Source organism: Cellulomonas composti (assembly GCF_007990245.1).
In the GTDB taxonomy this organism is placed as follows: Bacteria; Actinomycetota; Actinomycetes; order Actinomycetales; family Cellulomonadaceae; genus Cellulomonas; species Cellulomonas composti.
Genome location: NZ_BJWG01000002.1, coordinates 228,883 through 250,819, shown reverse-complemented (window position 1 = coordinate 250,819; position 21,937 = coordinate 228,883). Strand labels below are relative to the sequence as shown.

General features: G+C 72.4%; 25 protein-coding genes and 1 pseudogene. 8 read left to right on the top strand and 18 right to left on the bottom strand.

Annotated elements, in window-relative coordinates; translation table 11 throughout:
• Nucleotides 1–115 precede the first annotated feature (115 nt).
• Entirely contained in the window at nt 116–2,410 is a 2,295-nt protein-coding gene (locus tag CCO02nite_RS03740) for a glycoside hydrolase family 3 N-terminal domain-containing protein (protein WP_146841693.1), read from the top strand.
• Between the two features lie 77 nt (nt 2,411–2,487).
• On the opposite strand, the gene CCO02nite_RS03735 is transcribed toward CCO02nite_RS03740, so the two are convergent.
• On the bottom strand, nt 2,488–2,916 hold the full coding sequence (locus CCO02nite_RS03735) for a hypothetical protein (RefSeq protein WP_146841692.1): 429 nt from the start codon (nt 2,914–2,916) through the stop codon (nt 2,488–2,490).
• Here CCO02nite_RS03735 and CCO02nite_RS16205 point away from each other — a divergent pair.
• Complete coding sequence (locus CCO02nite_RS16205; RefSeq protein ID WP_307724030.1) at nt 2,855–3,358, top strand: winged helix-turn-helix transcriptional regulator; 504 nt, start codon at nt 2,855–2,857, stop codon at nt 3,356–3,358. The two genes, CCO02nite_RS03735 and CCO02nite_RS16205, sit on opposite strands and share 62 nt — an antisense overlap.
• 76 nt (nt 3,359–3,434) lie before the next feature.
• Here CCO02nite_RS16205 and CCO02nite_RS03725 read toward each other — a convergent pair whose 3' ends face one another.
• The 11 genes from CCO02nite_RS03725 to CCO02nite_RS03675 all read right to left on the bottom strand — a co-directional run bounded on the left by CCO02nite_RS03725 (nt 3,435) and on the right by CCO02nite_RS03675 (nt 11,555).
• Nucleotides 3,435–3,983: a DUF2510 domain-containing protein gene (locus tag CCO02nite_RS03725; RefSeq protein WP_222593128.1), complete on the bottom strand. Its 549-nt coding sequence runs from the start codon at nt 3,981–3,983 to the stop codon at nt 3,435–3,437.
• Nucleotides 3,980–4,756: a hypothetical protein gene (locus CCO02nite_RS03720; RefSeq protein WP_146841690.1), complete on the bottom strand. Its 777-nt coding sequence runs from the start codon at nt 4,754–4,756 to the stop codon at nt 3,980–3,982. Before CCO02nite_RS03720 ends, CCO02nite_RS03725 begins: the two co-directional genes overlap by 4 nt.
• 37 nt (nt 4,757–4,793) lie before the next feature.
• A complete protein-coding gene (locus tag CCO02nite_RS03715) occupies nt 4,794–5,105 on the bottom strand; it encodes a type VII secretion target (RefSeq protein WP_146841689.1) in 312 nt (103 codons plus the stop codon).
• A 2-nt stretch (nt 5,106–5,107) separates the two neighbouring features.
• On the bottom strand, nt 5,108–5,686 hold the full coding sequence (locus CCO02nite_RS03710) for a hypothetical protein (protein ID WP_146841688.1): 579 nt from the start codon (nt 5,684–5,686) through the stop codon (nt 5,108–5,110).
• A 1-nt stretch (nt 5,687) separates the two neighbouring features.
• Complete coding sequence (locus CCO02nite_RS03705; protein ID WP_146841687.1) at nt 5,688–5,975, bottom strand: WXG100 family type VII secretion target; 288 nt, start codon at nt 5,973–5,975, stop codon at nt 5,688–5,690.
• 71 nt (nt 5,976–6,046) lie between these two features.
• Entirely contained in the window at nt 6,047–6,610 is a 564-nt protein-coding gene (locus tag CCO02nite_RS03700) for an AMIN-like domain-containing (lipo)protein (RefSeq protein WP_443092610.1), read from the bottom strand.
• 122 nt (nt 6,611–6,732) lie between these two features.
• Nucleotides 6,733–8,250, bottom strand: coding sequence for a CoA-acylating methylmalonate-semialdehyde dehydrogenase (locus CCO02nite_RS03695; protein WP_146841685.1), 1,518 nt, complete (start codon nt 8,248–8,250; stop codon nt 6,733–6,735).
• Nucleotides 8,247–9,059: a class I SAM-dependent methyltransferase gene (locus CCO02nite_RS03690; RefSeq protein WP_146841684.1), complete on the bottom strand. Its 813-nt coding sequence runs from the start codon at nt 9,057–9,059 to the stop codon at nt 8,247–8,249. Before CCO02nite_RS03690 ends, CCO02nite_RS03695 begins: the two co-directional genes overlap by 4 nt.
• A 121-nt stretch (nt 9,060–9,180) precedes the next feature.
• On the bottom strand, nt 9,181–9,555 hold the full coding sequence (locus CCO02nite_RS03685) for a DUF2255 family protein (protein WP_146841683.1): 375 nt from the start codon (nt 9,553–9,555) through the stop codon (nt 9,181–9,183).
• A gap of 1 nt (nt 9,556) precedes the next feature.
• Nucleotides 9,557–10,441: an aldo/keto reductase gene (locus CCO02nite_RS03680; RefSeq protein ID WP_146841682.1), complete on the bottom strand. Its 885-nt coding sequence runs from the start codon at nt 10,439–10,441 to the stop codon at nt 9,557–9,559.
• A 64-nt stretch (nt 10,442–10,505) separates the two neighbouring features.
• On the bottom strand, nt 10,506–11,555 hold the full coding sequence (locus tag CCO02nite_RS03675) for a zinc-binding dehydrogenase (RefSeq protein WP_246117320.1): 1,050 nt from the start codon (nt 11,553–11,555) through the stop codon (nt 10,506–10,508).
• A 221-nt stretch (nt 11,556–11,776) separates the two neighbouring features.
• On the opposite strand from CCO02nite_RS03675, the gene CCO02nite_RS03670 reads away from it, so the two are divergent.
• The 3 genes from CCO02nite_RS03670 to CCO02nite_RS03655 all read left to right on the top strand — a co-directional run bounded on the left by CCO02nite_RS03670 (nt 11,777) and on the right by CCO02nite_RS03655 (nt 14,093).
• Complete coding sequence (locus CCO02nite_RS03670; RefSeq protein WP_146841681.1) at nt 11,777–12,697, top strand: helix-turn-helix transcriptional regulator; 921 nt, start codon at nt 11,777–11,779, stop codon at nt 12,695–12,697.
• A 204-nt stretch (nt 12,698–12,901) separates the two neighbouring features.
• Complete coding sequence (locus CCO02nite_RS03660) at nt 12,902–13,498, top strand: sugar O-acetyltransferase (protein ID WP_146841680.1); 597 nt, start codon at nt 12,902–12,904, stop codon at nt 13,496–13,498.
• 1 nt (nt 13,499) lies between these two features.
• Nucleotides 13,500–14,093, top strand: coding sequence for a TetR/AcrR family transcriptional regulator (locus tag CCO02nite_RS03655; protein WP_146841679.1), 594 nt, complete (start codon nt 13,500–13,502; stop codon nt 14,091–14,093).
• 35 nt (nt 14,094–14,128) lie between these two features.
• On the opposite strand, the gene CCO02nite_RS03650 is transcribed toward CCO02nite_RS03655, so the two are convergent.
• Entirely contained in the window at nt 14,129–14,836 is a 708-nt protein-coding gene (locus CCO02nite_RS03650; RefSeq protein WP_146841678.1) for a VOC family protein, read from the bottom strand.
• 65 nt (nt 14,837–14,901) lie between these two features.
• The gene (locus tag CCO02nite_RS03645; protein WP_146841677.1) at nt 14,902–15,522 is read right to left on the bottom strand and encodes an FMN-binding negative transcriptional regulator; all 621 of its coding nucleotides are present in this window, start codon (nt 15,520–15,522) and stop codon (nt 14,902–14,904) included.
• Between the two features lie 130 nt (nt 15,523–15,652).
• Here CCO02nite_RS03645 and CCO02nite_RS16200 point away from each other — a divergent pair, with 130 nt between their 5' ends.
• A complete protein-coding gene (locus tag CCO02nite_RS16200) occupies nt 15,653–16,579 on the top strand; it encodes a cold-shock protein (RefSeq protein WP_186812568.1) in 927 nt (308 codons plus the stop codon).
• Between the two features lie 124 nt (nt 16,580–16,703).
• Here CCO02nite_RS16200 and CCO02nite_RS03635 read toward each other — a convergent pair whose 3' ends face one another.
• From CCO02nite_RS03635 to CCO02nite_RS03620, 4 genes and pseudogenes are all read right to left on the bottom strand, one after another.
• Complete coding sequence (locus CCO02nite_RS03635) at nt 16,704–17,468, bottom strand: hypothetical protein (protein ID WP_246117319.1); 765 nt, start codon at nt 17,466–17,468, stop codon at nt 16,704–16,706.
• A 137-nt stretch (nt 17,469–17,605) separates the two neighbouring features.
• A pseudogene (locus CCO02nite_RS16315) lies at nt 17,606–18,160 on the bottom strand (eCIS core domain-containing protein); the annotation flags it as partial.
• A gap of 181 nt (nt 18,161–18,341) precedes the next feature.
• Nucleotides 18,342–18,908 (bottom strand): dihydrofolate reductase family protein, encoded by a 567-nt coding sequence (locus CCO02nite_RS03625; protein ID WP_146841673.1) that lies wholly within the window; start codon nt 18,906–18,908, stop codon nt 18,342–18,344.
• A 127-nt stretch (nt 18,909–19,035) separates the two neighbouring features.
• Complete coding sequence (locus CCO02nite_RS03620; RefSeq protein WP_146841672.1) at nt 19,036–19,992, bottom strand: NAD(P)-dependent alcohol dehydrogenase; 957 nt, start codon at nt 19,990–19,992, stop codon at nt 19,036–19,038.
• Between the two features lie 394 nt (nt 19,993–20,386).
• Here CCO02nite_RS03620 and CCO02nite_RS03615 point away from each other — a divergent pair, with 394 nt between their 5' ends.
• Both CCO02nite_RS03615 and CCO02nite_RS03610 read left to right on the top strand, forming a co-directional pair.
• Nucleotides 20,387–21,166, top strand: coding sequence for an ABC transporter permease (locus tag CCO02nite_RS03615; RefSeq protein ID WP_222593127.1), 780 nt, complete (start codon nt 20,387–20,389; stop codon nt 21,164–21,166).
• An 85-nt stretch (nt 21,167–21,251) separates the two neighbouring features.
• Nucleotides 21,252–21,929, top strand: coding sequence for a Type 1 glutamine amidotransferase-like domain-containing protein (locus CCO02nite_RS03610; protein ID WP_146841671.1), 678 nt, complete (start codon nt 21,252–21,254; stop codon nt 21,927–21,929).
• Nucleotides 21,930–21,937: the final 8 nt, after the last annotated feature.

The window sequence follows — 21,937 nt, the reverse complement described above, 5'->3', positions numbered from 1 at the left end:
AAACGTCGGTACCGTCTACCGCGGTCGGACCGACACCGCCCAGGACGACTGGGCTCGCCGCGGCCGACGGAGCGATGGCCCGCTCGCCCAGCACCGAAGGCCCGGAGGAACGACGATGTCCCAGCCGTATCGCGACCCTGCCCGGCCGATCGACGAGCGGGTCGAGGACCTGCTCGCGCGGATGACGCTCGAGGAGAAGGCCGGCCAGATCACGCAGTACTTCTACTTCGGCGACGGCACGGTGCCGGCCGACGCCGACCTCGAGACGGTCCCGGCCGACTACCGGTGGTACGTGCGGCAGTCGCGCGTGGTGGACGCCGCGATCGCCGCGGGCGGGGCCGGGTCGGTGCTGTTCGTGCACGACGTCGAGCTCGTGAACCGGCTGCAGCGCTCGGCGGTCGAGGACACACGCCTCGGCATCCCGCTGATCGTCGGGTACGACGTGATCCACGGTCTGCGCACGATCTTCCCGGTGCCGATCGCGATGGCGGCGAGCTGGAACCCGGCCGGTGCGGAGTCGGCCCAGGCCGTCGCGGCGCGTGAGGCGCGGGCCATCGGCATCCACTGGTCGTTCGCCCCGATGGTCGACATCGCGCGTGACCCGCGGTGGGGACGGATGATCGAGGGCGCGGGCGAGGACCCGGTGCTCGGCGCCGCGATGGCGGCGGCCCAGGTGCGGGGCTTCCAGGGCGACCTCGGCGGCGAGAACGTGCTGGCCGGCCCCAAGCACTTCGCCGGGTACGGCGCCGCACGCGGTGGACGTGACTACGAGGACGCCGAGATCTCCGACTCCGAGCTCTGGAACGTCTACCTCCCCCCGTTCCGCGCGGCGGTCGAGGCGGGTGCGGCCAACGTCATGGGCGCGTACATGGACCTCAACGGCGTCCCGGCCTCGGGCAACCGGTGGCTCCTGCGGGACGTGCTGCGCGACGAGCTCGGCTTCGAAGGCTTCGTCGTCTCCGACGCGAACGCCGTGAAGTCGCTCGAGGTCCAGCACTTCGCGAAGGACGCGACGGACGCGGGTGCGCGCGCGATCGTGGCCGGCCTGGACATGGAGATGTGCATGACCGAGCCGGCGTTCGGGCACCTCGCGGAGGCCGTCGCGCAGGGTCTGGTCCCGCAGGACCTCGTCGACGACGCCGTCCGGCGGGTTCTGACAGCCAAGTTCCGGCTCGGCCTGTTCGAGAACCCATACGCCGACGAGGCGGCGGCGGACGCTGTCGTCACCGCGCCCGAGCACCGGGACCTGGCGCGCACCACCGCGGAGCAGACGTTCGTGCTGCTGAAGAACGACGGTGCCGCGCTCCCGCTCGCGGCCGAGGGGCTGCAGTCCGTCGCGGTGATCGGCCAGCTCGCGGACAGCAAGCGCGACACCCTCGGCCCGTGGGTGTTCGACCACGACGTCGCCGAGACCGTGACGATCGTCGAAGGGCTGCGTGCGCGGCTGGGCGACGTCGTCAGGCACGCGCCCGGCGCGGGGATCGTGGACCGGAAGTTCGCGTCGATGTTCGACGCGCGTGACCCGCACATCGGCACGACGCCGGCGGACTACGACGACGACGCCGCGATGGACGCCGCGGTCGACCTCGCGGCCGCCAGCCAGGTCGCCGTGGTCGTCGTCGGACAGTGGCAGAACCAGATCGGGGAGAAGGCCTCGACCGCGACGCTCGCGCTCCCCGGGCGCCAGCAGGAGCAGCTCGAGCGGATCGTCGCCACGGGTACGCCCGTCGTGCTCGTCGTGATGTCCGGACGCCCGCTGGACCTGCGCTGGGCCGCCGCGCACGTGCCCGCGATCGTGCAGGTCTGGTACCCGGGCACGCGCGGCGGCGACGCCGTCGCGTCGATGCTGCTCGGCGACGTCTCTCCCGCGGGACGGCTGCCCTTCACCTGGCCGCAGCACGTCGGCCAGGTGCCGGTCGTCTACTCGCACCTGCGCACGTTCCAGCCCGACGAGGCGGACTCGCGGTACTTCGAGGAGGAGAGCGTCCCGCTGTTCCCGTTCGGGCACGGCCTCTCGTACGCGGCGTTCGAGTACGCCGACCTCCGACTGAGCCGGTCGGTGATCGGGGTCGGCGAGAGCGTGGTGGTCTCGGTGGACGTCACCAACACCTCGTCGCGCGACGCCGACGAGGTCGTGCAGCTCTACATTCACCAGCGGCACGGGACCTCGTCGCGGCCGGTGCGCGAGCTCAAGGCGTTCGAGCGCGTACCGGTCGCGGCCGGCGCGACGCGGACCGTGACCTTCCTGCTCGGCCCCGACGACCTGCGCTACTGGAGCGCCGCGACGCGCGGCTACGTCCAGGACGAGACGACGATCGACGTCTGGGTCGGCGGCGACTCGCGCGCAACCCTGACGGCCGTCCTCGAGGTCACCGCGACCCCGTCCACCGCGACCCCGTCCACCGCGTGAGTGCAGGGATCGATGCAGGATCCGGCGGCCTGAGCCGCCAAGACCTGCATCGATCCCTGCATCGAGGGGACGGCGGATCAGGTCGTGGGGGTGAGCGTGGGGTCGTCGGCGGGGCGCGCCGGCGTGCGCATGAGGCGGCGGGGGTGCCACCAGAGCAGCGCCGCGACGAACAGGACAGGCATGAACGCGGCGGTCGTGACCTGCTGCAGCGTGACGTCGCCCCGGCCGAGGAACACGACGGTGGCGATCCAGTCGACCACCTGGATGCCGATCATCGAGTTGATCCAGGACGTGCTGCCGAGCGGGTCGCGCGCTGCGACGAGCATCCCGTACGCGTAGCCGAGGAACCGGGCGGCCATCATCGCGAACAGCCAGTGGACCCATGCGGGCGCGTCCGGGCCGAGGCCGAACAGGTCTGCCGTGGCTCGGGGCGCGACGAGGAACATGATGCCGAGCGCGAGCTGGAAGATCGCGACAAGGATGAGGGTGATGCGGAGCGGTCGCACGGGAGAGCCCTTTCGTCGGGGGTGCGGAGCCGCAACGCTAGGACGGGCCGAGGGTTGGTTGTCCAGCAGTGAACTAGTATCACTAGCTGAATCATTGGTTCTGACCTGCGAGGAAGCCGTGACCAGCCGCTGCATCGACGACACATGCCCCGTGGCCCGCTCGGTCGCGATCCTTGACGGCCGATGGACCATGCTCGTCATCAGAGACCTGCTGCGAGGCACCCGGCGGTTCTCCGAGCTGCGATCGTCGCTCGACGGGATCAGCCCGAAGACGCTGACCGACCGCCTGCGGGCGCTCGAGGAGCACGGGCTTGTCGAGCGCCGGCAGTACGCCGAGATACCGCCGCGGGTCGAGTACAGCCTCACCGCCCGAGGAGCCGAGCTCGAGCCGGTGATCGAGGCCCTCGCCACCTGGGGCGGCGGCGAGCGCTCGCTCCGGTGACCCGGTCGCTGCTGACCGCCAGTCGCCCTCGTGCGAGTGCGCCGCCGGGTCGGCCGCCCGCAGGGAGCACCCGTCGCTAGCGGTACGACGAGGGCGACGGTGCGGTCGTGCGGCGCCGCTCGAGCTCGCGGCAGAAGTGCGCGTTGACGAAGAACGCGGCCGCGCCGAACAAGAAGGTCACGGCCATCACGGCCATCAGCACGCCCATGATCCAGTACCGCGCCGAGAGGGCGAACAGCACGATCGGCATCGCCATCACGACGAACACCACGCCGAAGGCCACGCTGAGCCCCGAGGGGCCGCTCCCCCACGAGACCCCTGCCCACCGGATCCGCTCGAGCCGAATCACCTCCGTGGCCCGGTCGACGCCCGTCGCGGGCGGGTGCGGGCGGGCGGGCGCGGGTCGCACGTCGTCGGTCCAGCGGTGGCCGTCCCACCAGCGCTCGACGGCAGGATCGGGAGTCGGGTACCAGCCCGGTACCGGCTGCATCGCCTGAGCCGGCGGCGGCCCCGGGTGCTCGGGCTGCGCCGGTGCCGTCCACTGCGACCCGTCCCACCATGCGACTGAGCCGTCCTCCGTGCGGCTGTACCAGCCGGGACCGGGACGGGGGCCGTCGTCGGTCATGTCGCGAACACCGACTTCGGCCAGTTCACGGCGGGTGTGTCGCGGAGGCCCTCGAGGACCTCCGCGTTGTGGCTGCTCACGCCGGTGAACGCCATCACGATGCCGGCGATGCCCGCGACGGCACCCGCGATCGCGACGACCAGCCCGATGATCGCTCCGATGCCGAACGTCTCGACGGCAGTGACGATGGCAAGTGCGAGCCCCGCGACCGCGACCACGAACGAGATGTAGGCGAACTCCAGCTCGTCGAAGAACTCCTCGATCGCGATCGCCAGGTCCTCCAACGCGCTCCGCAGGCCACGAGCGACCTCGTCGACCGAGCCCACCGCCGACTTCTGCTCGGCGAATGCCGTGCTGTACGGGTCCGCAGCCAAGGAGTCCCACGAGCCGTGGCCCTCGGCCGTCAAGGCGGCGGAGGTCATGTCGGTGTCGAGCCGCATCGACGGGGCGATCACCTGGTCGTCCAGCGTGGCGGCGGCCTGTCGCAGGCTCGTCGGACGCCCGACGCGGCGTGCGAGATCGCGGAACTGGTCGAGCGCGTCGTAGACGACGCCCGCCAGCTCCCGGAGCGCATCCATGATCAGGTTGCGGATCAGCCGCTTCACGTCGCCCGGCAGCGGGAAGGAGATCGGCCAGCCCACGCGCACGGCGTCGAGCACGCGGTCGATGACCCCGGGTGCGTTCGCGATCGTCGTGCGCACGTACTGCTCGACTGCGTCGCAGCCAGCGAGGATCGCGTCGGCGATCTGCTCGGCTCTGGGCAGGATGATCACGGCCGCGGCCTCCTCGTGGTCATGTCGTCGCGGCCCGTCAGGCCTTCATCGAGTCGACGATGGACTGCTCTGCGTCTTCGTAGATCCCCGCGACCGTCGTGAGCTTCTGGGCGATGTCACCCATCGCGGTGCTCCCGTCCTCGATCTGGCCGGCGAGGCTCGACGAGTACCTCGCGTACGCGGCGGCGACGTCCTGCGCTCCGGGAAGCGTCGAGAACGCGAGCTGGTCCAGGTGCGTGCCGACGAGCGGCACGGCAGTGCCGACGGCCGCGAGCCGCTCCTGCCAGCCTCGCCAGGTCTCGGCATCCGTCCGTAGGTCGGCGGTGTCGACGGCGAACTCGTCGGCCATGCTCACAGCCCTCCTGCCGCGCCGTCGGCGCGGACGGCGTCGTTGACGGTGTCCCGGACCTCGCGTGCGACGGCGTCGCGCATGCTGCTCCCCAGCCAGCGGTGGTCGCAGCGGATGCCACGCACCACGCCCGACTGCACGGTCACGGCGACGGTGCGTCGCTGGTTCCAGTGCGGCTCCGGCTCCGTCGCCGAGCTCGCACCGGTGAACGTGCCGTTGCCGGTGAGCACACGCTGGAGCAGCGCTTCGATGGAGACGCCCTCGGCGCGGACCGCCCTCGCCTGCGTCCGCAGGGCCTCCGGGTCCATGGCCGGGCGCCGCCGCGTGGCGTCCGAGATGGCGAGCGCGATCTCGTGCTCCAGCTCGTCGGGCGGCAGGTCGCGGTCGATCGTCAGCTCGGTGACCAGGCCGTCCGCGTCCATCTCGGCGTGCACCGCAGTCGGCTGGGGAGGGGCGACCAGCGCGTCGATCTGGGTCTGGATGTCCCGCAGGCGGGCCAGGGAGGCCTCGGTGCGCTGCGTGAAGCTCTCGAGCCCGGCGAGCATCGCGGTGCGCGACTCGTCGGCCGTGGGGTCGGTCATCTCAGGAGCACCTCGCGACGACGTCCGACTCGGTCTCCGTGTAGATGCCGGCAGCGGCCGAGAGCAGGTCGGCCGCGGTGTCGAGCGCGACACGGGCGTCGGTCATCGACGTGCTCCAGGTGGCTTCCGCGACCTGGAAGGCGTCGGATGCCGCGCCGGTCCAGTCCCGGGCGAGACTGCGGATCCCCGTCGCGAGGTCGTCGAGCGAGGCCTGCATGCGGTCCGCCGACTTCCGCATCTCGACGGCCAGGTCTTCGAGGTCGTCGGGGTCGACGGTGATGACTGCCACCCGGGCACACTAGCGATGACTTCGACCGAATGTCCGCAATACGACGAACTGGTTGCCCGGCGACCGGTCGGTCACCACTGGTGCGCGACGTCGACGACGACCCGCGAGCCGGTGCCCGGGCCGTCGAGGACGAACACCCGGAACGGCAGCCGCGCACGGACGCCGAGGCCGAAGCTCGTGTAGCCCTCGAAGGCACCCGCGAAGACGACCTGCCGGAACGTCCGGTAGCCGGTGACGTCGCTGAGGTTCGTCGGATGCGCCGGGCGGTAGGTGTCGCCCGGGTCGTTGACCGTGAGCTGCAGCGCCGCGCCGCCCTTCGTCGGGATGATCTTGCCCGAGGCGTCGTGCCGCACGTGCTTCACGTAGCGCACGGTGTAGCCGCCGGCGTCGCCGTTGACGTCGATCACGAGCCGGTCGAAGCAGCTGTGCCGCCCGGTCCGGACGCCGGCGACCTGCGCGGTCGACATGCCCGCGACCGTGCGCGGCTGCGAACCCCACGTGATGCCGCAGTACGGCGCCGCCGCCGCTGTCGCGCCGGTCGCCGTCGTACCGATCGCTGTCGCACCGGCCGTTGTCGTACCCGTCGCCGCCGCACCCGTCGCGGGTGCCACCAGCAGCGCGCCCACCAGGATCATGGTCAGGAATGAACGTCGCATCGCACGACCTCCTCGTCGCGCGGGCACCCCATGATGTCCGTTTCGTCCAGACTAGCCCCGCGACGGCGATCGGGCGAGAGTCCGGTCCGCCACGGATCGGGTCAGCTCTCGGCGTCGCCCGCGAAGTGGTAGGTGGCCGCAGCCTGACGGGGCCAGCGCTGGGTCACGACCTTGCCGCGGGTGTAGAAGTGCACGCCGTCCGGGCCGTAGATGTGGTTCTCCCCGAACAGCGAGTCCTTCCAGCCGCCGAACGAGTGCGAGGCGACCGGCACAGGGATCGGGACGTTGACGCCGACCATGCCGACCGAGACCTCCCGGGTGAACGTGCGCGCGGCCTCGCCGGACGACGTGAAGATCGCGGTGCCGTTGCCGTAGGGGTTGGCGTTGACGACCTGGATGGCCTCGGCGAGCCCCGAGACCCGCACGACCGCGACCACGGGGCCGAAGATCTCCTCCTCGTACGCGCGCAGGCTCCGCGCCACCCCGTCGAGCACGGTGGGGCCGACGAAGAACCCCTCCTCGTGACCGGGCACGGTGAACCCGCGGCCGTCGACGACGACGCGCGCGCCGTCGCGCTCCGCCTCGCTGACGATCGCCTCGATGCGGTCGACGGCGGCCCGCGTGATGACGGGACCCATGTCGGCACCCGGCTCGTCGCCCGGCGCGACCTTGACGGCGCGGGCCTCGCGCGCGAGCGCGGCCACCAGGTCGTCGGCCACCGCGTCCTCGACGACCGCGACCGAGATCGCCATGCAGCGCTCCCCGGCGGCCCCGAACGCCGCTGCGGCCAGGTGAGCGGCGACCTGGTCGAGGTCCGCGTCGCGCAGGACCACGGCGTGGTTCTTGGCCCCGCCGAGCGCCTGCACCCGCTTGCGGTGCTCGGTCGCCGTCGCATGGATGTAGCGGGCGATCGGGGTGGATCCGACGAACGACACGGCGGCGACGTCCGGGTGCGTGAGCAGCGCGTCGACCGCGGTCCTGTCGCCCTGCACCACGTTGAAGACGCCGTCGGGCAGGCCGGCGCGCTTCCACAGGTCCGCGAGGAACAGCGATGCGGAGGGGTCGCGCTCACTCGGCTTGAGGACGAACGCGTTGCCGGTCGCGATCGCGATCGGGGCCATCCACAACGGCACCATCACCGGGAAGTTGAACGGCGTGATCCCGGCGACCACGCCCAGCGGCTGGCGGAAGGAGTAGACGTCGACACCCGTCGCCGCCTCGTCGGAGTACTCGCCCTTGAGCAGCTGGGGCACACCGCAGGCGAACTCGACGACCTCGAGCCCGCGCGCGATCTCCCCGGCCGCGTCCGAGACCACCTTCCCGTGCTCGCGGGACACGAGCCGCGCCAGCTCGTCGACGCCGGCGGCGAGGAGCTCCCGGAAGCGGAACAGCACGGCGGACCGCTTCGACACCGCGGTGTTCGACCAGACCTCGAAGGCCTTGGCTGCGCTCGCGACGGCGGCGTCGACGTCGCTCGCGGTCGCCATCCGGACCGAGGCGATCTGGGTGCCGGACGCAGGGTCGTAGACAGGCAGGGTGAGGTCGGAGACCCCGGCGGCGGGCGCTCCGTCGATCCAGTGCTCGATCCGGTGGTCGATCCGGTGGTCGATGGTGGTCATGGCGCGAGATCCTTCCGTGGGTGGTGACGGTCGGGCGTGGGCGCGGTCAGCCGCGCGACGACGTAGCTGGTGCGCCCCGACGCAAAGCCGTCGAAGCTCGTCGAGCCCTCGACGGCCGCAAACCGTCGCATGGCCGGGTGCGTGAACCGGGGCAGCCACGCGCCGATGAGCTCGCGCTTGCGGGCGTCGTCGGAGCGCAGCGCCGCGACCACGTGCGCGGTGATGTCGTCGTGCCGCTCCACGACGAGGTCGGTGGCCCGCAGCTCCGCGAGCAGGTCCGGCACCGCCTCGGTGGGGCGGAAGTCGGCAAACATCAGCACCCCGCCGGGGCGCAGGACCCTGCGCACCTCGGCGAGGAACGCCGGGAACGACGGGTAGCAGTGCGACGACTCGACGTTGAGCACGGCGTCGAACGAGGCGTCGGCGAACGGCATGGCCTGGGCGTCGCCGCGGACGAACTGCAACCCCGGTGCGACCCGGTGACGCCGGCAGAGCTTGATCGCGGCCGCGGAGAAGTCGAGCCCGACGACCGAGCGCGGGCCGTGGTGCCGCGCGACGTACAGGCTGCCCCCACCGCGGCCGGAGCCGACCTCGAGCACGTCGCGCCCGGACAGGTCCGTGCCGTCGATGGTCCGTTCGTAGAGGTTGATGGCCAGGCGGTCGGGCTCCTCCTGCGCCGAGAGGTCCAGGTCGCGCCCGCCGTCGGCCGTCGGAGCCCAGCCGTAGTTCATGAACGCCCACTCCGGGCGCCGGACGCGCAGCGCGAGCAGCTCGTACGCGGCACGCCACGCGGTACGTCGTCCGGCCATGGGGTCCCCTTCGCCGTGGGCGACGGCCCGCCCGCGTGCTCCCGCCCAGGGTAGGGCCGCTGCGGGGACGGGGCCCCCGCCGAAAGCGATCTTCGGGTAGGGAACGTGTGAGCGCGTGCGGTCAGCGCGGGTCGACGCGCAGGGTCGCCGTGGCTGCGACGGGGCCGACGACCGCGCCGACGATGCCCTGGCCGTACCGGTCGTACTTGCGGTGGTAGGCGACGTCGAGCGCGCCGTGGACCGGTTCGTCGGGGACGACGAACACGACGTCCCGGGTGACACCGCCGGAGCGCACCCGACCCTCGCCCGCGGCCGCGGCGCGCCGGAACCAGCCGTTGTCCGGGCCACGCGCGGAGCGGATCCAGAGGATGTCGTCGACCACCACGGACCAGATGGTGACGAACGGTCGCGGCGTCCCGTCGGGTCGGAGCGACGACACCTCGAGCTCGTCGGCGGCGCCGATCCGCCGCAGCTCGTCGGACGTCCATGTGCTCATCTCACGCCTCCGGGATCGGGCGGCCGAAGTTCTCGAGCGTGATGTCCGCGGGCACCGGGCCGCCGCGCTCGCCGGTGTCGAGGGCGTCGATGCGCGCGAGCTCGTCGTCGGACAGCTCCATGTCGAACACGTCGAAGTTCTCGGCGATGCGCGCCGGCCGGACCGACTTCGGGATCACGGAGCGGCCCTGCTGCAGGTGCCAGCGCAGCATGACCTGGGCGGGGCTCCTGCCGTGCGCCGCGGCGATCTCGGCCAGCGTCGGGTCGTCGAGCGTGGAGCGCGACTCGTCGCCGCGGTAGGAGGTGATCCCGCCGAGCGGGGACCAGGCCTGCGTGAGGATGCCGTGCTCCGCGTGCACGCGCTGCAGGTCCGTCTGCGTGAAGTACGGGTGCAGCTCGATCTGGTTGACGGCTGGCACCACCGACGTCTGCGCCATCAGGTCCGCGAGGTACTCCGGCAGGAAGTTGCTGACGCCGATCGCGCGGACCTTGCCGTCCGCGAGCAGCGTCTCCAGCGCGCGGTACGCGCCGATGGTCCTGTCGAACGCGGTCGGCAGCGGCTGGTGCAGGATCAGCAGGTCGAGCTGCTCGAGGCCGAGCTTGGCCGCGGACTTCTCGAAGCCGTGCAGGGTCTCGTCGTAGCCGTAGTCGCTGATCCAGATCTTGGTCTCGACGAAGACCTCCTCGCGCGGGACGCCCGAGCGGCGGATCGCCTCGCCGACCTCCCGCTCGTTGCCGTACGCGGCGGCGGTGTCGACGTGCCGGTACCCGATGGCGAGGGCCGCCTCGACCGCGGCCGCGGTCTCGTCGGGCGGGGTCTGGAACACCCCGAGCCCGATCGCAGGGATCTGGACGCCGTTGTTGAGGGTGAGCAGTGGCACGGTCATGAGGGTTCTCCTTCGGACGCCGCGCGGATCTGGCGCCCTCGCGGGTAGGTGGGGCTGGGGGAGGTCACGGGCGCAAGGCCACCTTCAGGGCCTCGCGGGTGGACATGAGGCGGTAGGCCTCGGCGGCCTGGGCCAGCGGGAGCTCGCGGTCGAAGACGCGACCTGGCGCGATCTCGCCGGCGAGCACGTCGGCGATGCCGGCCTCGAGGTACGCGCGCACGGGTGCAGGGCCGCCGGTGAGGGTGGCGTTCTTGCCGAACAGCGACCCGAACCCGACGGGTGCGTCCTCGTACTGCGGGACGCCGACGCGGGAGATCACGCCGCCTGGGCGGACGATCCCGTACGCCTGCTCGTAGGCGGGCATGAGCCCGACGGCCTCGATCACGACGTGCGAGCCCTCGCCCCCCGTCAGCTCCATGACCTGCGCGATCCCGTCCTGTCCGCGCGCGGCCACCACGTCCGTCGCGCCCCACGCCCGCCCGAGGTCGGTGCGGTCGGTGTGCCGACCCATGAGGACGATCCGCTCGGCGCCGAGCCGCCGCGACGCGAGCACGGCCGAGAGGCCGACCGCCCCGTCGCCGATCACGGTGACGGTCCTGCCCGGCGCCACGCGGCCCATGTGCGCGGCGTGGTACCCGGTCAGGTAGACGTCCGACAGTGCCAGCAGCGAGGCGAGCAGCGACGGGTCCGCGGTCGTCGGGTCCGTGTCGGGGACGACGACGAGGCTGCCGTCGGCCAGCGGGATGCGCGCGAGCTCGGCCTGCAGCCCGCCGGTCCGCGGCGAGCCGTACCAGCCGCCGTGCACGCACGACGTCTGGAAGCCCTCACGGCAGAACACGCACGTGTTGTCCTGGAACGCGAACGGCGCGACGACGAAGTCGCCCGTACGGACGCTCCGGACGTCGGACCCGGTCTCCTCGACGACGCCGACGAGCTCGTGCCCCATCGGGTCGCCTGTGCCGGACGCGGGCATCGAGTGGTACCGGTGCAGGTCGGACCCGCACACGCAGGCGCGCACGACGCGCACGATCGCGTCGGTCGGGTGCTGGATCACGGGGTCGGGGACGGTCTCGACGCGGACGTCGCCCGCGGCGTACATGAACGTGGCTCGCACAGGTCTCTCTCCAGAGGGAAGTGGGCTCAGGGGACGGAAGGACGTGGCGGACAGGGGGAGTCACGCCGTCGCGCTGGTGGAGCGCGGGTTCGTCGTCCTGGCTCCACGGTAGGGACGTGGGACCGGACCCGGGAGGGTCTGCTGGTACCCCCCGGACGGACGGTGTGCCGGGTAACGCCAGTACCTCCCGACGAGCGTGCGCGGCACGTACGGTCGAGGGCATGGACCTGAGAGCCGAGACCCGTGAGTTCCTCACGACTCGCCGCGGCCGCATCACGCCCGAGCGCGCGAACCTGGCCGCGTTCGGCGGCAACCGTCGCGTGCCGGGGCTGCGCCGCGAGGAGGTCGCGATGCTCGCCGGCGTCAGCGTCGACTACTACACGAGGCTGGAGCGCGGGAACCTCGGCGGGGTCTCCGAGAGCGTCCTGGAGTCGCTCGCCGAGGCGCTGCAGCTCGACGAGGCGGAGCGCGGCCACCTGTTCGACCTCGCGCGCTCGGCCAACGCCTCGGGTGTGGCACGCTCACGCGCCCGACGTGCCCCCGCCGCGGTGCTGCGTCCGGCCGTGCAGCGCGTCGTGGACGCGATCGACGCGCCGGCGTTCGTCCGCAACGGCCGGCTGGACGTCCTCGGCACGAACCTGCTCGGCCGAGCCCTGTACGCGCCGCTGTACGACTCGCCGACGTGCACGCCCGGCAGGCCCGTCAACACCGCCCGGTTCCAGTTCCTCGACCCCGCCGCCGCCCGCGAGTTCTGGGGCGAGAAGGCGGACCGCATGGCGCACGACGCCGTCGCGATCCTGCGCGCCGAGGCGGGACACAACCCCTACGACAAGCGGCTGACCGATCTCGTCGGAGAGCTGTCCACCCGCAGCGAGGACTTCCGCCGGCTGTGGGCGTCGCACGACGTGCGCTACCACCGCTCGGGCACGAAGGTCTTCCACCACCCGGTCGTCGGACTGCTCGAGCTCGACTACGAGGCGCTCGTCCTGCCCGCCGACCCGGGCCTGCAGCTCAACGTGTACACCGGCGTCCCGGGCACGCCGTCGGCCGACGGCCTCGTACTCCTGGCGTCGTGGGCGGCGACGACCCTCGCCGACCGTCCGGTCACGACGGCCCCCGACACCACCGGAGAACCACGCTGATGCGCGTCCTCGAGAACAAGCCCACCATCAAGAACCCGCCCGAGTGGTTCACCGGAGACGTCTGGCTGGACCTTCTCGCCACCCCGCAGGAGGGCGACCAGCGCATGGTCGTCGGGCTCGTGCGCTTCGCGCCTGGTCGCGGGCCCGCCCGCATTCACCGCCACGTCTCTACCGCGCGCCGGCTCACTGTGTACGATCGACCACATGACTCGGGACTACTTCGCCGACGACCCGCGCAGCAACCGTGAGCGGATGCTCGCCGGTGACCTGTACATCGCGGACGACCCGGAGAACGAGCGCATCGCGCGGCGCGCGACGGTGCTGGTCGACGAGTACCAGCGCGCCGTCGTCGGCGCCGACGACGCCCGGGCGCGCGCGATCCTGACCGAGCTGCTCGGGTCGCTCGGGGAGGGCGCGTTCATCAAGCCGCCGCTGGCGGTCGACTACGGCGAGAACATCCATCTCGGCGCGCGCACGTTCGTCAACTCGGGCCTGACCGCGCTGGACGTCGCGACCATCACGATCGGTGCGGACTGCCAGATCGGCCCGAACGTGCAGCTGCTCACGCCGACGCACCCGATCGCGCCGCAGCCTCGTCGGGACAAGCTCGAGGCGGCCAGGCCGATCGTCCTCGGGGACAACGTCTGGCTCGGCGGCGGGGTCGTCGTCTGCCCGGGCGTGACCATCGGCAGCAACACCGTCGTCGGCGCCGGAGCGGTGGTCACCAAGGACCTCCCCGCGAACGTCGTGGCCGTCGGCATCCCCGCGCGCGTGGTGCGCGATATCGACGAGCAGGCCTGACGTGGTCGAAGACGGACCGGGCGGGCGCCGGCGCCGGTTCGACCCGGACCGCCGTGACCGGATCATCGACGCATGCCTGCAGGTCATCGGCGACGTCGGCGTCGCGGGCGCGTCGACCCGCCGCATCGCCGCCGCGGCGGACGTGCCGCTGGGCTCGATCAGCTACCACTTCACCGACGTCGACGAGCTGCTGCGCGCCGCGTTCGAACGGTTCGCGCGCCGCGTCAGCGACCGGTTCGAGGAGCGCCTGGCGCGTGCCGTCACGCTCGACGAGGCCCGTCAGGCGGTGGTCGACCTGATCGGGACCGACGTGCTCGTCGACCCCCACGAGCTGGTCCTGACGCACGAGCTGTACACCCTGGCCGCCCGTGACCCCGGCTACCGGCGCCTCACGCACGAGTGGATGGCCCGCAGCCGGCACGCCCTCGAGCGGCACTTCGACCCGACGACGGCTCGGCTGCTGGACGCGCTGATCGAGGGCTTGTCGATCCACCGGGCGCTGGACACCGAGCCGCACGATCCCGGCGAGATCGAGCGCGCCGTGGCGCTGGTCACCCGACCGACGACAGGCACGACGACACCGCCGGGACGCTGAACCACCCCGGTCGCGCGGGGCTGTGACCGCCCGGACTACGGCGCGGTCACGAGGCTGAACTCGTTGCCGTCGGGATCGACGAGCGCGACCACGCCGTCGTCGGCAGCGGTGAGGCGGGTGGCTCCCAGCGCGACCAGCCGGTCGGCCTCGTCGTCCAGGTCTGCGTCGAGCACCGTGAGATCGAACCGCTGACGGTTGCGCCCGCGCCGGTGCGTCGCGACCGGGCCGTCCCACGAGACCTTCGTGCCTCCGGCCGGCGACTGGATCGCGGTCTGCGGACCCTGGTCCCACACCAGCGGCCAGCCGAGCGCCTCGGCCCAGAAGAAGCCGACGTCCCGCGTGCCCGTGCACGTCACCTCACCGAGGAAGCCGCACCCGGCCAGGAACGGCTCGCCCGGTTCGATCACGCACAGCTCGTTGCCCTCGGGATCGGCGAGGACCACGTGCCCCTCCTCGGGAAGCTGGCCGACGTCGAGGTGGCTCGCCCCGAGCCGGAGCGCCTTGTCGACCGTCCGGCGCTGGTCGTCCGGCGTGGTGCTGGTCAGGTGCAGGTGCACCGGGTCCCGGCCTGCCTTGGCCTCCGCGCTGCCGATGAACCTCAGCCCGACCTCGTGCCCGGCGCCCGGCAGCAGCACGCCGCGACGATCCTCGGCGGCGACCCGGTCCAGCAGGCCCGCCCAGAACGCCGCCACGCGCGCGGGGTCGTGGGCGTCGAAGGTGACCGCCGTCAGCTGACAGGACACGGCCCCACGCTAGGCGCCACGTCCGCCGCCGTCTCGGGCATTCCCGTCGGGGAGTGGCCGGCGGATCAGTGCGGGGGTTCGGCGACCCTCCCGCCGGCGTCTCGCATCGCCGCGGCGAGGTCGGGGTTCGTCGGCTCGAGCTGCGTCGTGATGTGGTCGCGGACGTGCGGTGCCTTGTTCTGGCTCAGCTTGGCGCGGGCGTCGAACCGGTCGACGACCATGCGGAGCCCGACGGTTCCCTTCGCGATCCGCCTGGTCCCCGCCTCGTCGTCGGACAGGTGCCGACCCCCGGGGCGACCGTCCTCGAAGTGGTCCGTGAGGCGCGACAGCACGGCGTAGTTCTCCTCGTCGCTCAGGAGCTGCGGCGTGCCGTAGAGGTGGGCGGTCACGTGGTTCCACGTCGAGACGATGTCGCCCGGGTCGTACCAGCTCGCCGAGACGTAGTCGTGCGGGCCCTGGACGATCACGAGGATCTCGTGCCGGCCGAGCTCGTGCAGCTCGTCGTCGGGGCGGCCGAAGTGGCTGAGGATCACGATCGAGTCGTCGTCCTCCTCGAGCAGGACCGGGTAGTGCGACGCGACCAGCCCTCGGCTCGTGGCGGACACGAACGTCGCCCAAGGATGCGCCCGGACCAGCGCCTTGACCTCGGCGGGGTCCGTCATGAGGTATCGCGGGGTGTGGCGCACGCCGTCGATCCTCGCATCCACGCGTACCGCCGGGGCCTCGTGGCCTGACCGCGGCGGTCCCGGATCGGCGCGGCGCCGCCCTGGGGGGACACTGGACCTCAGCAACCATTGCTTCGACGAGGAGATCACCGTGCCGCAGGGAGTTGTCCGCTGGTTCGACACCGAGCGAGGGTTCGGGTTCCTCGACCTCGGGGAAGGTGCCGAGGACCTGTTCGTGCACGCCTCGGAGGTTCTCGGCGACGACCGGGTGCTCCGCGAGGGGCAGGAGGTCGAGTTCGAGATCGGCGAGGGCGATCGCGGTCCGCAGGCGCGCCGCGTCCGAGTGACGGGCGACCTCCCCGCCGACGCGCCGCTGGGTGTGCTCGGCACCGTCTCCTGGTACGAGCCGGCCAAGGGGTACGGCTTCCTCAGCGTCGACGGCGGCGGCGAGATCTTCGTGCACAGCTCGGCCATCGTCGGAGGCGGTGTGATCCGCGAGGGGCAGCGCGTCGCGTTCCTCGTCGTGGACGGGGAGAAAGGTCCGCAGGCGGACCACCTGCTGCCGCTCGGCGAGCAGGCCGCCCGCCCGGCCGCAGCCGACGGTGCGGACGGCACCGTGACGTTCTTCGACCCGGACAAGGGCTTCGGCTTCATCGCGCCCGACTCCGGCAGCGAGGACGTCTTCGTGCACGTCCGGGAGCTGCGCGGCGGGCTGCGCGAGCTGTCCGAGGGCGACCGCGTGACGTACGACGAGGCTGCGGGCGAGCGCGGCCCGCAGGCCCGCGGCGTCGAGCTCGTCGGCGGTCCGCCTCGCCGGTCCGCGCCGACCGCGCCTCCCCGTGGTCGTCCCGAGCGGCCTCGGTCCGGCGCCCCGGTGCGCGGCGGCGAGGGCACGGTCGCGCGCTACGACGCCGACCGCGGGTTCGGCTTCATCACCCCGGACGCGGGCGGCGAGGACCTGTTCGTCCACGTGTCGGTCGTGCGCGGCGCCGAGGTGCTGTACGAGGGTGACCGGGTCCGGTACGACGTCCGGCAGAGCGACCGCGGACCGCAGGCGGACCGCGTCGAACGGCTGTGACCATGCCCGACGAGAACGCGTAGGCGGGTGCCGGCTCCGGCCGGGAGCCGCGATGCGGCCGACGGACCCCGTGCGGGCCTCTGGTTCAGAGGCGAAGGAGCATCGTGCGGGTGGGTGCGCTCGCTCAGCTCTCGTCGGAGTCCGAGAAGTTGGGGACCTCGACCGGGGGGCCCGTCCGAGCTCTGGGGCGCCAGGCCACGCTCGGAGCCTGGTTCGGCGGCGGACCGCCTCGGCCGGTGCCGGCCATCTCGTCCTCGGCGGGCTTGACCTCGACCAGCTCGATGGGCGCACCCCGCCACAGCTTCCACGGCGCCGGTTGCGCGCCGTCGCGGGGCTTGACGACGTAGCTGTAGTCGTTGCCCCCATGAAGGAGCTTGTCGGGTGCGCGGACGCCAGGCGGGACGAGCGCTCGCATCCAGTCGGTCAGCGTGTCCGCGTTCCCGTAGTGCAGGAGGTTGTTCACCTTCAGCACCAGGTCCGTCGGCTTGGTACCACTCTCCTTCTCGAACTCGTCGGCCAGCGTCTTGACCTGTGCCGCCAGGTTCGTCGTCGTCACCCATTTCGGGTTCCCGATGACGATGTGCGTCAGGTAGGCCGCGCCGGCGTTGTACAGGAGCCAGGCCATGCACGTGATGAGGCCGTCGGTGCGCAGGGTCGTCGGCTCCAGGACGTTCGCGACCCCCGCGCCCTCCGCGCCGACGGACAGGCTCGTCAGGTTCTGGGCCGCAGCGTCGTCGACGGGATCGTCCACGACCAGGTCCGCCGGGTCGACCGGTGGGCGCCCGGTGTCGGCGCCGTTTCCCTTGGCGTGGTACCAGGTCGCGGTGTCGGCCTCCCAGTACAGGACCGTGCCCTTCTCGTCGCCCGAGTTGCACACCGTGAACAGCACGCCGTTGTTCGTCGAGAGTCGAAGTCGGGGGCGGCGGTGTCCGTGTACTCGGCATCGCCCGCCTTCTTCGTCAGCTTCACCAGCCACCGTCGCACGGGCGGGGTAGTCGGCGCGGAGTCGTCGGCGGCGAGGACATGGGCGATCTCGTGCGCGAGGACGTGCTCGCCGTCCGGCGCCGCCGAGAGCCCGGGATCGCCGAGGAAGATGTCGTTCCCCGACGTGAACGCGCGCGCCGACAGCTCACCGCCCAGCCTCTCCGGTTCCGCACCCTCGTGGACCTGGACGTGTCCCAGGGACGTGCCGAACGCGCTCTCCATCCGCTGCCGGACCGGACCGCGCAGCGGACGGCCGGATCCACGCAGGGTGTCGATCCGGGCTGTCGTCGAGGCGTCGAGGACGCCGCCCGCGGCGCCGATCCGTGCCCCGGTGGAGGTCACCGGGCTGCGGCGCAGGTACTCCAGGTGCCCGGCGGCCTGATCGGCGCTCGCGGCGTGCCGGCCGCTCCCCGGCGGCCTGCGCAGGCGTGCCAGAGCGTCGTCCGCGCGAGCGTCGGCCGCGCGCTCCGCCGGATCGTCCGCGTGCCCGACGACCAGGCCTGCGACCGGCGCCGGCGCCACGGGTACCCCCGCCGGCTCGTCGGACGCAGGGACGGTGCGCGCCGCAACCGGCGCCCGGTGATGATCGACACCCATGCCGGCCTCCCCTGTGCGCTGCCGCCTGCCCCCGTCGTCGACACTCCCACCCTGCGCCGACCGTGTCGACCGGGAGCCCGCGACCCGCAGGACGACGCGCGCAGGCGTCGGTGCGTTCGCCGCCGCGAGTGCTGGCGCACTCGGGACTGTGTCGTGTTGACGTCCGAGGCAGGAACCCTTGTCAGCGAGTGCCGCGCACGGCGTGGCGCACGTAGAGGACGCCGTTGTCGAAGCGGCGGTGGTCCAGCAGCTCCAGGTCGAGCCGCAGGCCGCGCGGCAGCGCCGGCTTGCCGCCGCCCACGGTCACCGGGCACAGCAGCAGGACGCACTCGTCGACGAGCCCGTGCCGGAACGCCTCGGCCCCGAGCGTCGCGCCGCCGACGCTCAGGGCCGTGCTCGACTCCTCCTTGAGCCGCCGCACCGCGTCGGGGTCGAACTGTCGCTCGATCGTCGTGCGTGCGGTCGACACCGACTCGAGCGTCGTGGAGTAGACGATCTTGTCGGCATCGCGCCAGATGTCCGCGTACTCGCGGACGACGGCCGGCTCGTCGGCCAGCCAGTCGTCGTCCTCCCAGACGCGCATCGTCTCGTACATGCGGCGGCCGTACAGCGACGTGCCGATGTGCCGCTCGTGCTCGTTCCAGAACGCGTGCACCGCCTCGTCGGGTACCGACCAGTCGAATGCGCCGTTCTCGTCCTCCAGGTAGCCGTCGAGCGACATGTTGGCTGCGTAGACCAGCTTGCCCATGGTGTGCCTCCGGCCGGACGGGGTACCCCAGGCTCGCAGTGCCCGCAGGCGGCGGCAAGTGCGTACGAGCGCGAGACACGGTCCGTCTCGTCCGCGCTGGTGGAGCACGAGTCGATGCTTCCCGGCCTCACCCCGGTGCGACGACGACCTTCCCGAGCGCCTGGCCGGCGCCGACGAGTGCGAGCGCGTCGGGTACCTCGTCGAGCCCGACCGTTCGATCGATGTGCGTCGTCACGTCGCCGGCGACGCACAGGTCGGCCAACGGCTGGAAGTAGGCCGGTCCTTCCTTGACGGCGAGGACGCCCAGCGACCGGCCGGTGACCGCGCCCGCGGCTGCACCGATCGTCAGCACCCGGACGAGGGCACGGACCGAGCCGCCGACGCACCGGTAGCGGCCGCCACGGGCGAGCGCGCGACGGTAGGCGAAGACGGAACGGTGGGCGACCAGGTCGAGCACGAGGTCGTACGGCTCGACGTCGCGCGTGAAGTCGGCGCGGCGGAAGTCGATCACCTCGTCGGCCCCGAGTGAGCGCATGTGCTCCAGCTTGAGCGCGTTGTCGACGCCGGTGACGTGCGCGCCGAGGCGCTTGGCGAGCTGGATCGCGAACGTGCCGGAGCCGCCACCGCCGCCGTTGACGAGGACGCGACGGCCCGGTCCCGCGCCGGCGGTCCCCTGCAGCGCGATCGCGCCCGCCTGCGGGATGGTTGACGCCTGCGCGAAGGTCAGCCCGGCGGGCTTGAGCGCGAGCGCCGACTCCGGCATCACCGCGAGCTCGGCGAACCCACCCTTGAGGTCGAGGTTGTCGCCGTACACCTCGTCGCCCGGTGCGAAGCGATCGACGCCCGTGCCCACGGCCTCGACGGTGCCGGCGATGTCCGAGCCGAGGATGCTGCGTCGCGGGCGCCGCAGCCCGCCGAGTCGCGCGTACGCGGGCGAACCGCGCAGGGTCTCCCAGTCGCTGAGGTTGATCGACGTCGCCGCGACGCGCACCAGGACCTGCCCGTCGGCTGGCCGCGGCACGGGCACCTCGGTCGCTCGCAGCACCTCCGGGCCGCCGTACCGGTCCTGGACGACGGCCTTCATCGGCCCTCCGCAAGGCCGAGGTCCGGGGACTCGGGGATGCTCCTGTGGGTGTCAGTCGTCGCGGGACGCTGGGGCATGGCCCGATCGTCGCACCGAATCAGCGCGGCTCGGCCGTGTCGAACGTGCCGCGGCCGGACGAACTGCCACAGCAACCGGCGAGCGTCACGACGTTCGCCGCGAACGCCGCTGCGACCAGCCCGAGCTGCAGTCGGCCGAAGCCAGGTGCCGGATGTGAGCGGGTCCCGTGCACTGATCGGGTAACAGCAACGCGAGAATCGACCACGTCCGCGAGGTGTTCGGGCAGGAAGCTGCTGACGTCCTGCTCGCCTGACGCCCGCCTGACGCCCTCGAGGCTGCCGGTCGCGGCGGGCGCGCGGGTGCCTAGGGTGGGTGGGTGCCCGCCCAGCCCGGCGTCCCAGCCCTGATCGCCCTGGTCGCGCTGGTCCTGCTCGGGGTTGCGGCGTCGGCGGTCGGCCGGCTGCGCCGCGGCAGGCAGATCGCCGTCTCGTCGGTGCGCGCCGTCGTGCAGCTCGCGGTCGTGTCGCTGGTCATCGCGTTCGTGCTGCGCTCGATCTGGTGGTCGCTGGCGTTCGCGGTGGTGATGTTCTCCATCGCCGTGGTCACGACCTCGCGCCGCGTCGAGGTGCTGCGGGCCTGGCCGTCGGCCGCCCTCGCCATGGGTGCCGGCGTGGTCCCGGTGCTGGTCGTGGTCTTCGCGTCCGGCGCGGTCCCGCTCAACGGGGCGTCGCTCGTGCCGTTCGCGGGGATCGTCATCGGCGGCACGATGAACGCGCACTCGCTGGCGGGCCGCCGGGTCGTCGGCGCGCTGCGCGACCAGCACGAGATCTACGAGGCCGGACTCGCCCTGGGCCTGTACCCGCGCGACGCGATCGACATCGTGGCGCTCCGCCTGGTCCCGGAGGCGCTGGTGCCCGGGATGGACCAGACCCGCACCGTCGGGCTCGTCACCTTGCCGGGCGCGTTCGTCGGCGTCCTGCTCGGCGGCGGCACGCCGCTGCAGGCCGGCACAGCGCAGGTGCTCGTGCTCGTCGGGCTGCTCGCCGCGCAGACGATCTGCGTGGCCGTCGCCTATCAGTTGATGCGCACCGGTCGGCTCCTGCCTGCCGACCTCGCCCCGTCGGCGCGCCGACGCCGCGTGCAGCCGCGACGATGATCGTCGAACGCTCTTGGCATTCAGACGCTCTTGGCATTCAGGCGCGCTCGACATTCGGACGCTCTCGGCAGCACGAGGAGACACGGTGAAGCTCTTGCTCACGTCGGGGGGCGTGACGAACCCCAGCATCCACGCGGCCCTCGTCGGGTTGCTCGGCAAGCCCGTCGAGGAGTGCCGCGCGCTCGTCATCCCGACGGCGCAGTGGGGTCATCCGATGTGCGGCCCGGAGTCGGTGCGCGGCCTCGTCGCGGCCGGCCCGGACTTCCGGCACCTCACCGGCCTCGGCTGGGCGTCGCTCGGCGTCCTCGAGCTCACCGCGCTGCCGACGATCGGCGCGCAGCGGTGGGTGCCGTGGGTCCGGGAGGCCGACGTCCTGCTCGTCGACGGCGGCGACGCGACGTTCCTGTGCCACTGGATGCGCGAGTCCGGGCTGGCCGACCTGCTGCCCTCGCTGCCCGACACCGTCTGGGTAGGAGTCAGCGCCGGCAGCATGGTGATGACGCCCCGGATCGGGTCGTACTTCGTCGAATGGCCCGGCGCCGCGGACGACCGCACGCTCGGCGTCGTCGACTTCTCGATCTTCCCGCACCTCAACGCCTTCCCGACGAACACGCCCGCCGACGCCGAGCGGTGGGCCGCCACCCTCGACGTCGGGGCCTACGCGATCGACGAGCAGACGGCCATCCAGGTCGTCGACGGCGTGGTCGAGGTGGTCTCGGAGGGCGTCTGGACCGCGTTCGATCCCCCTCGTCGATCCGGCTAGGGTCGCCG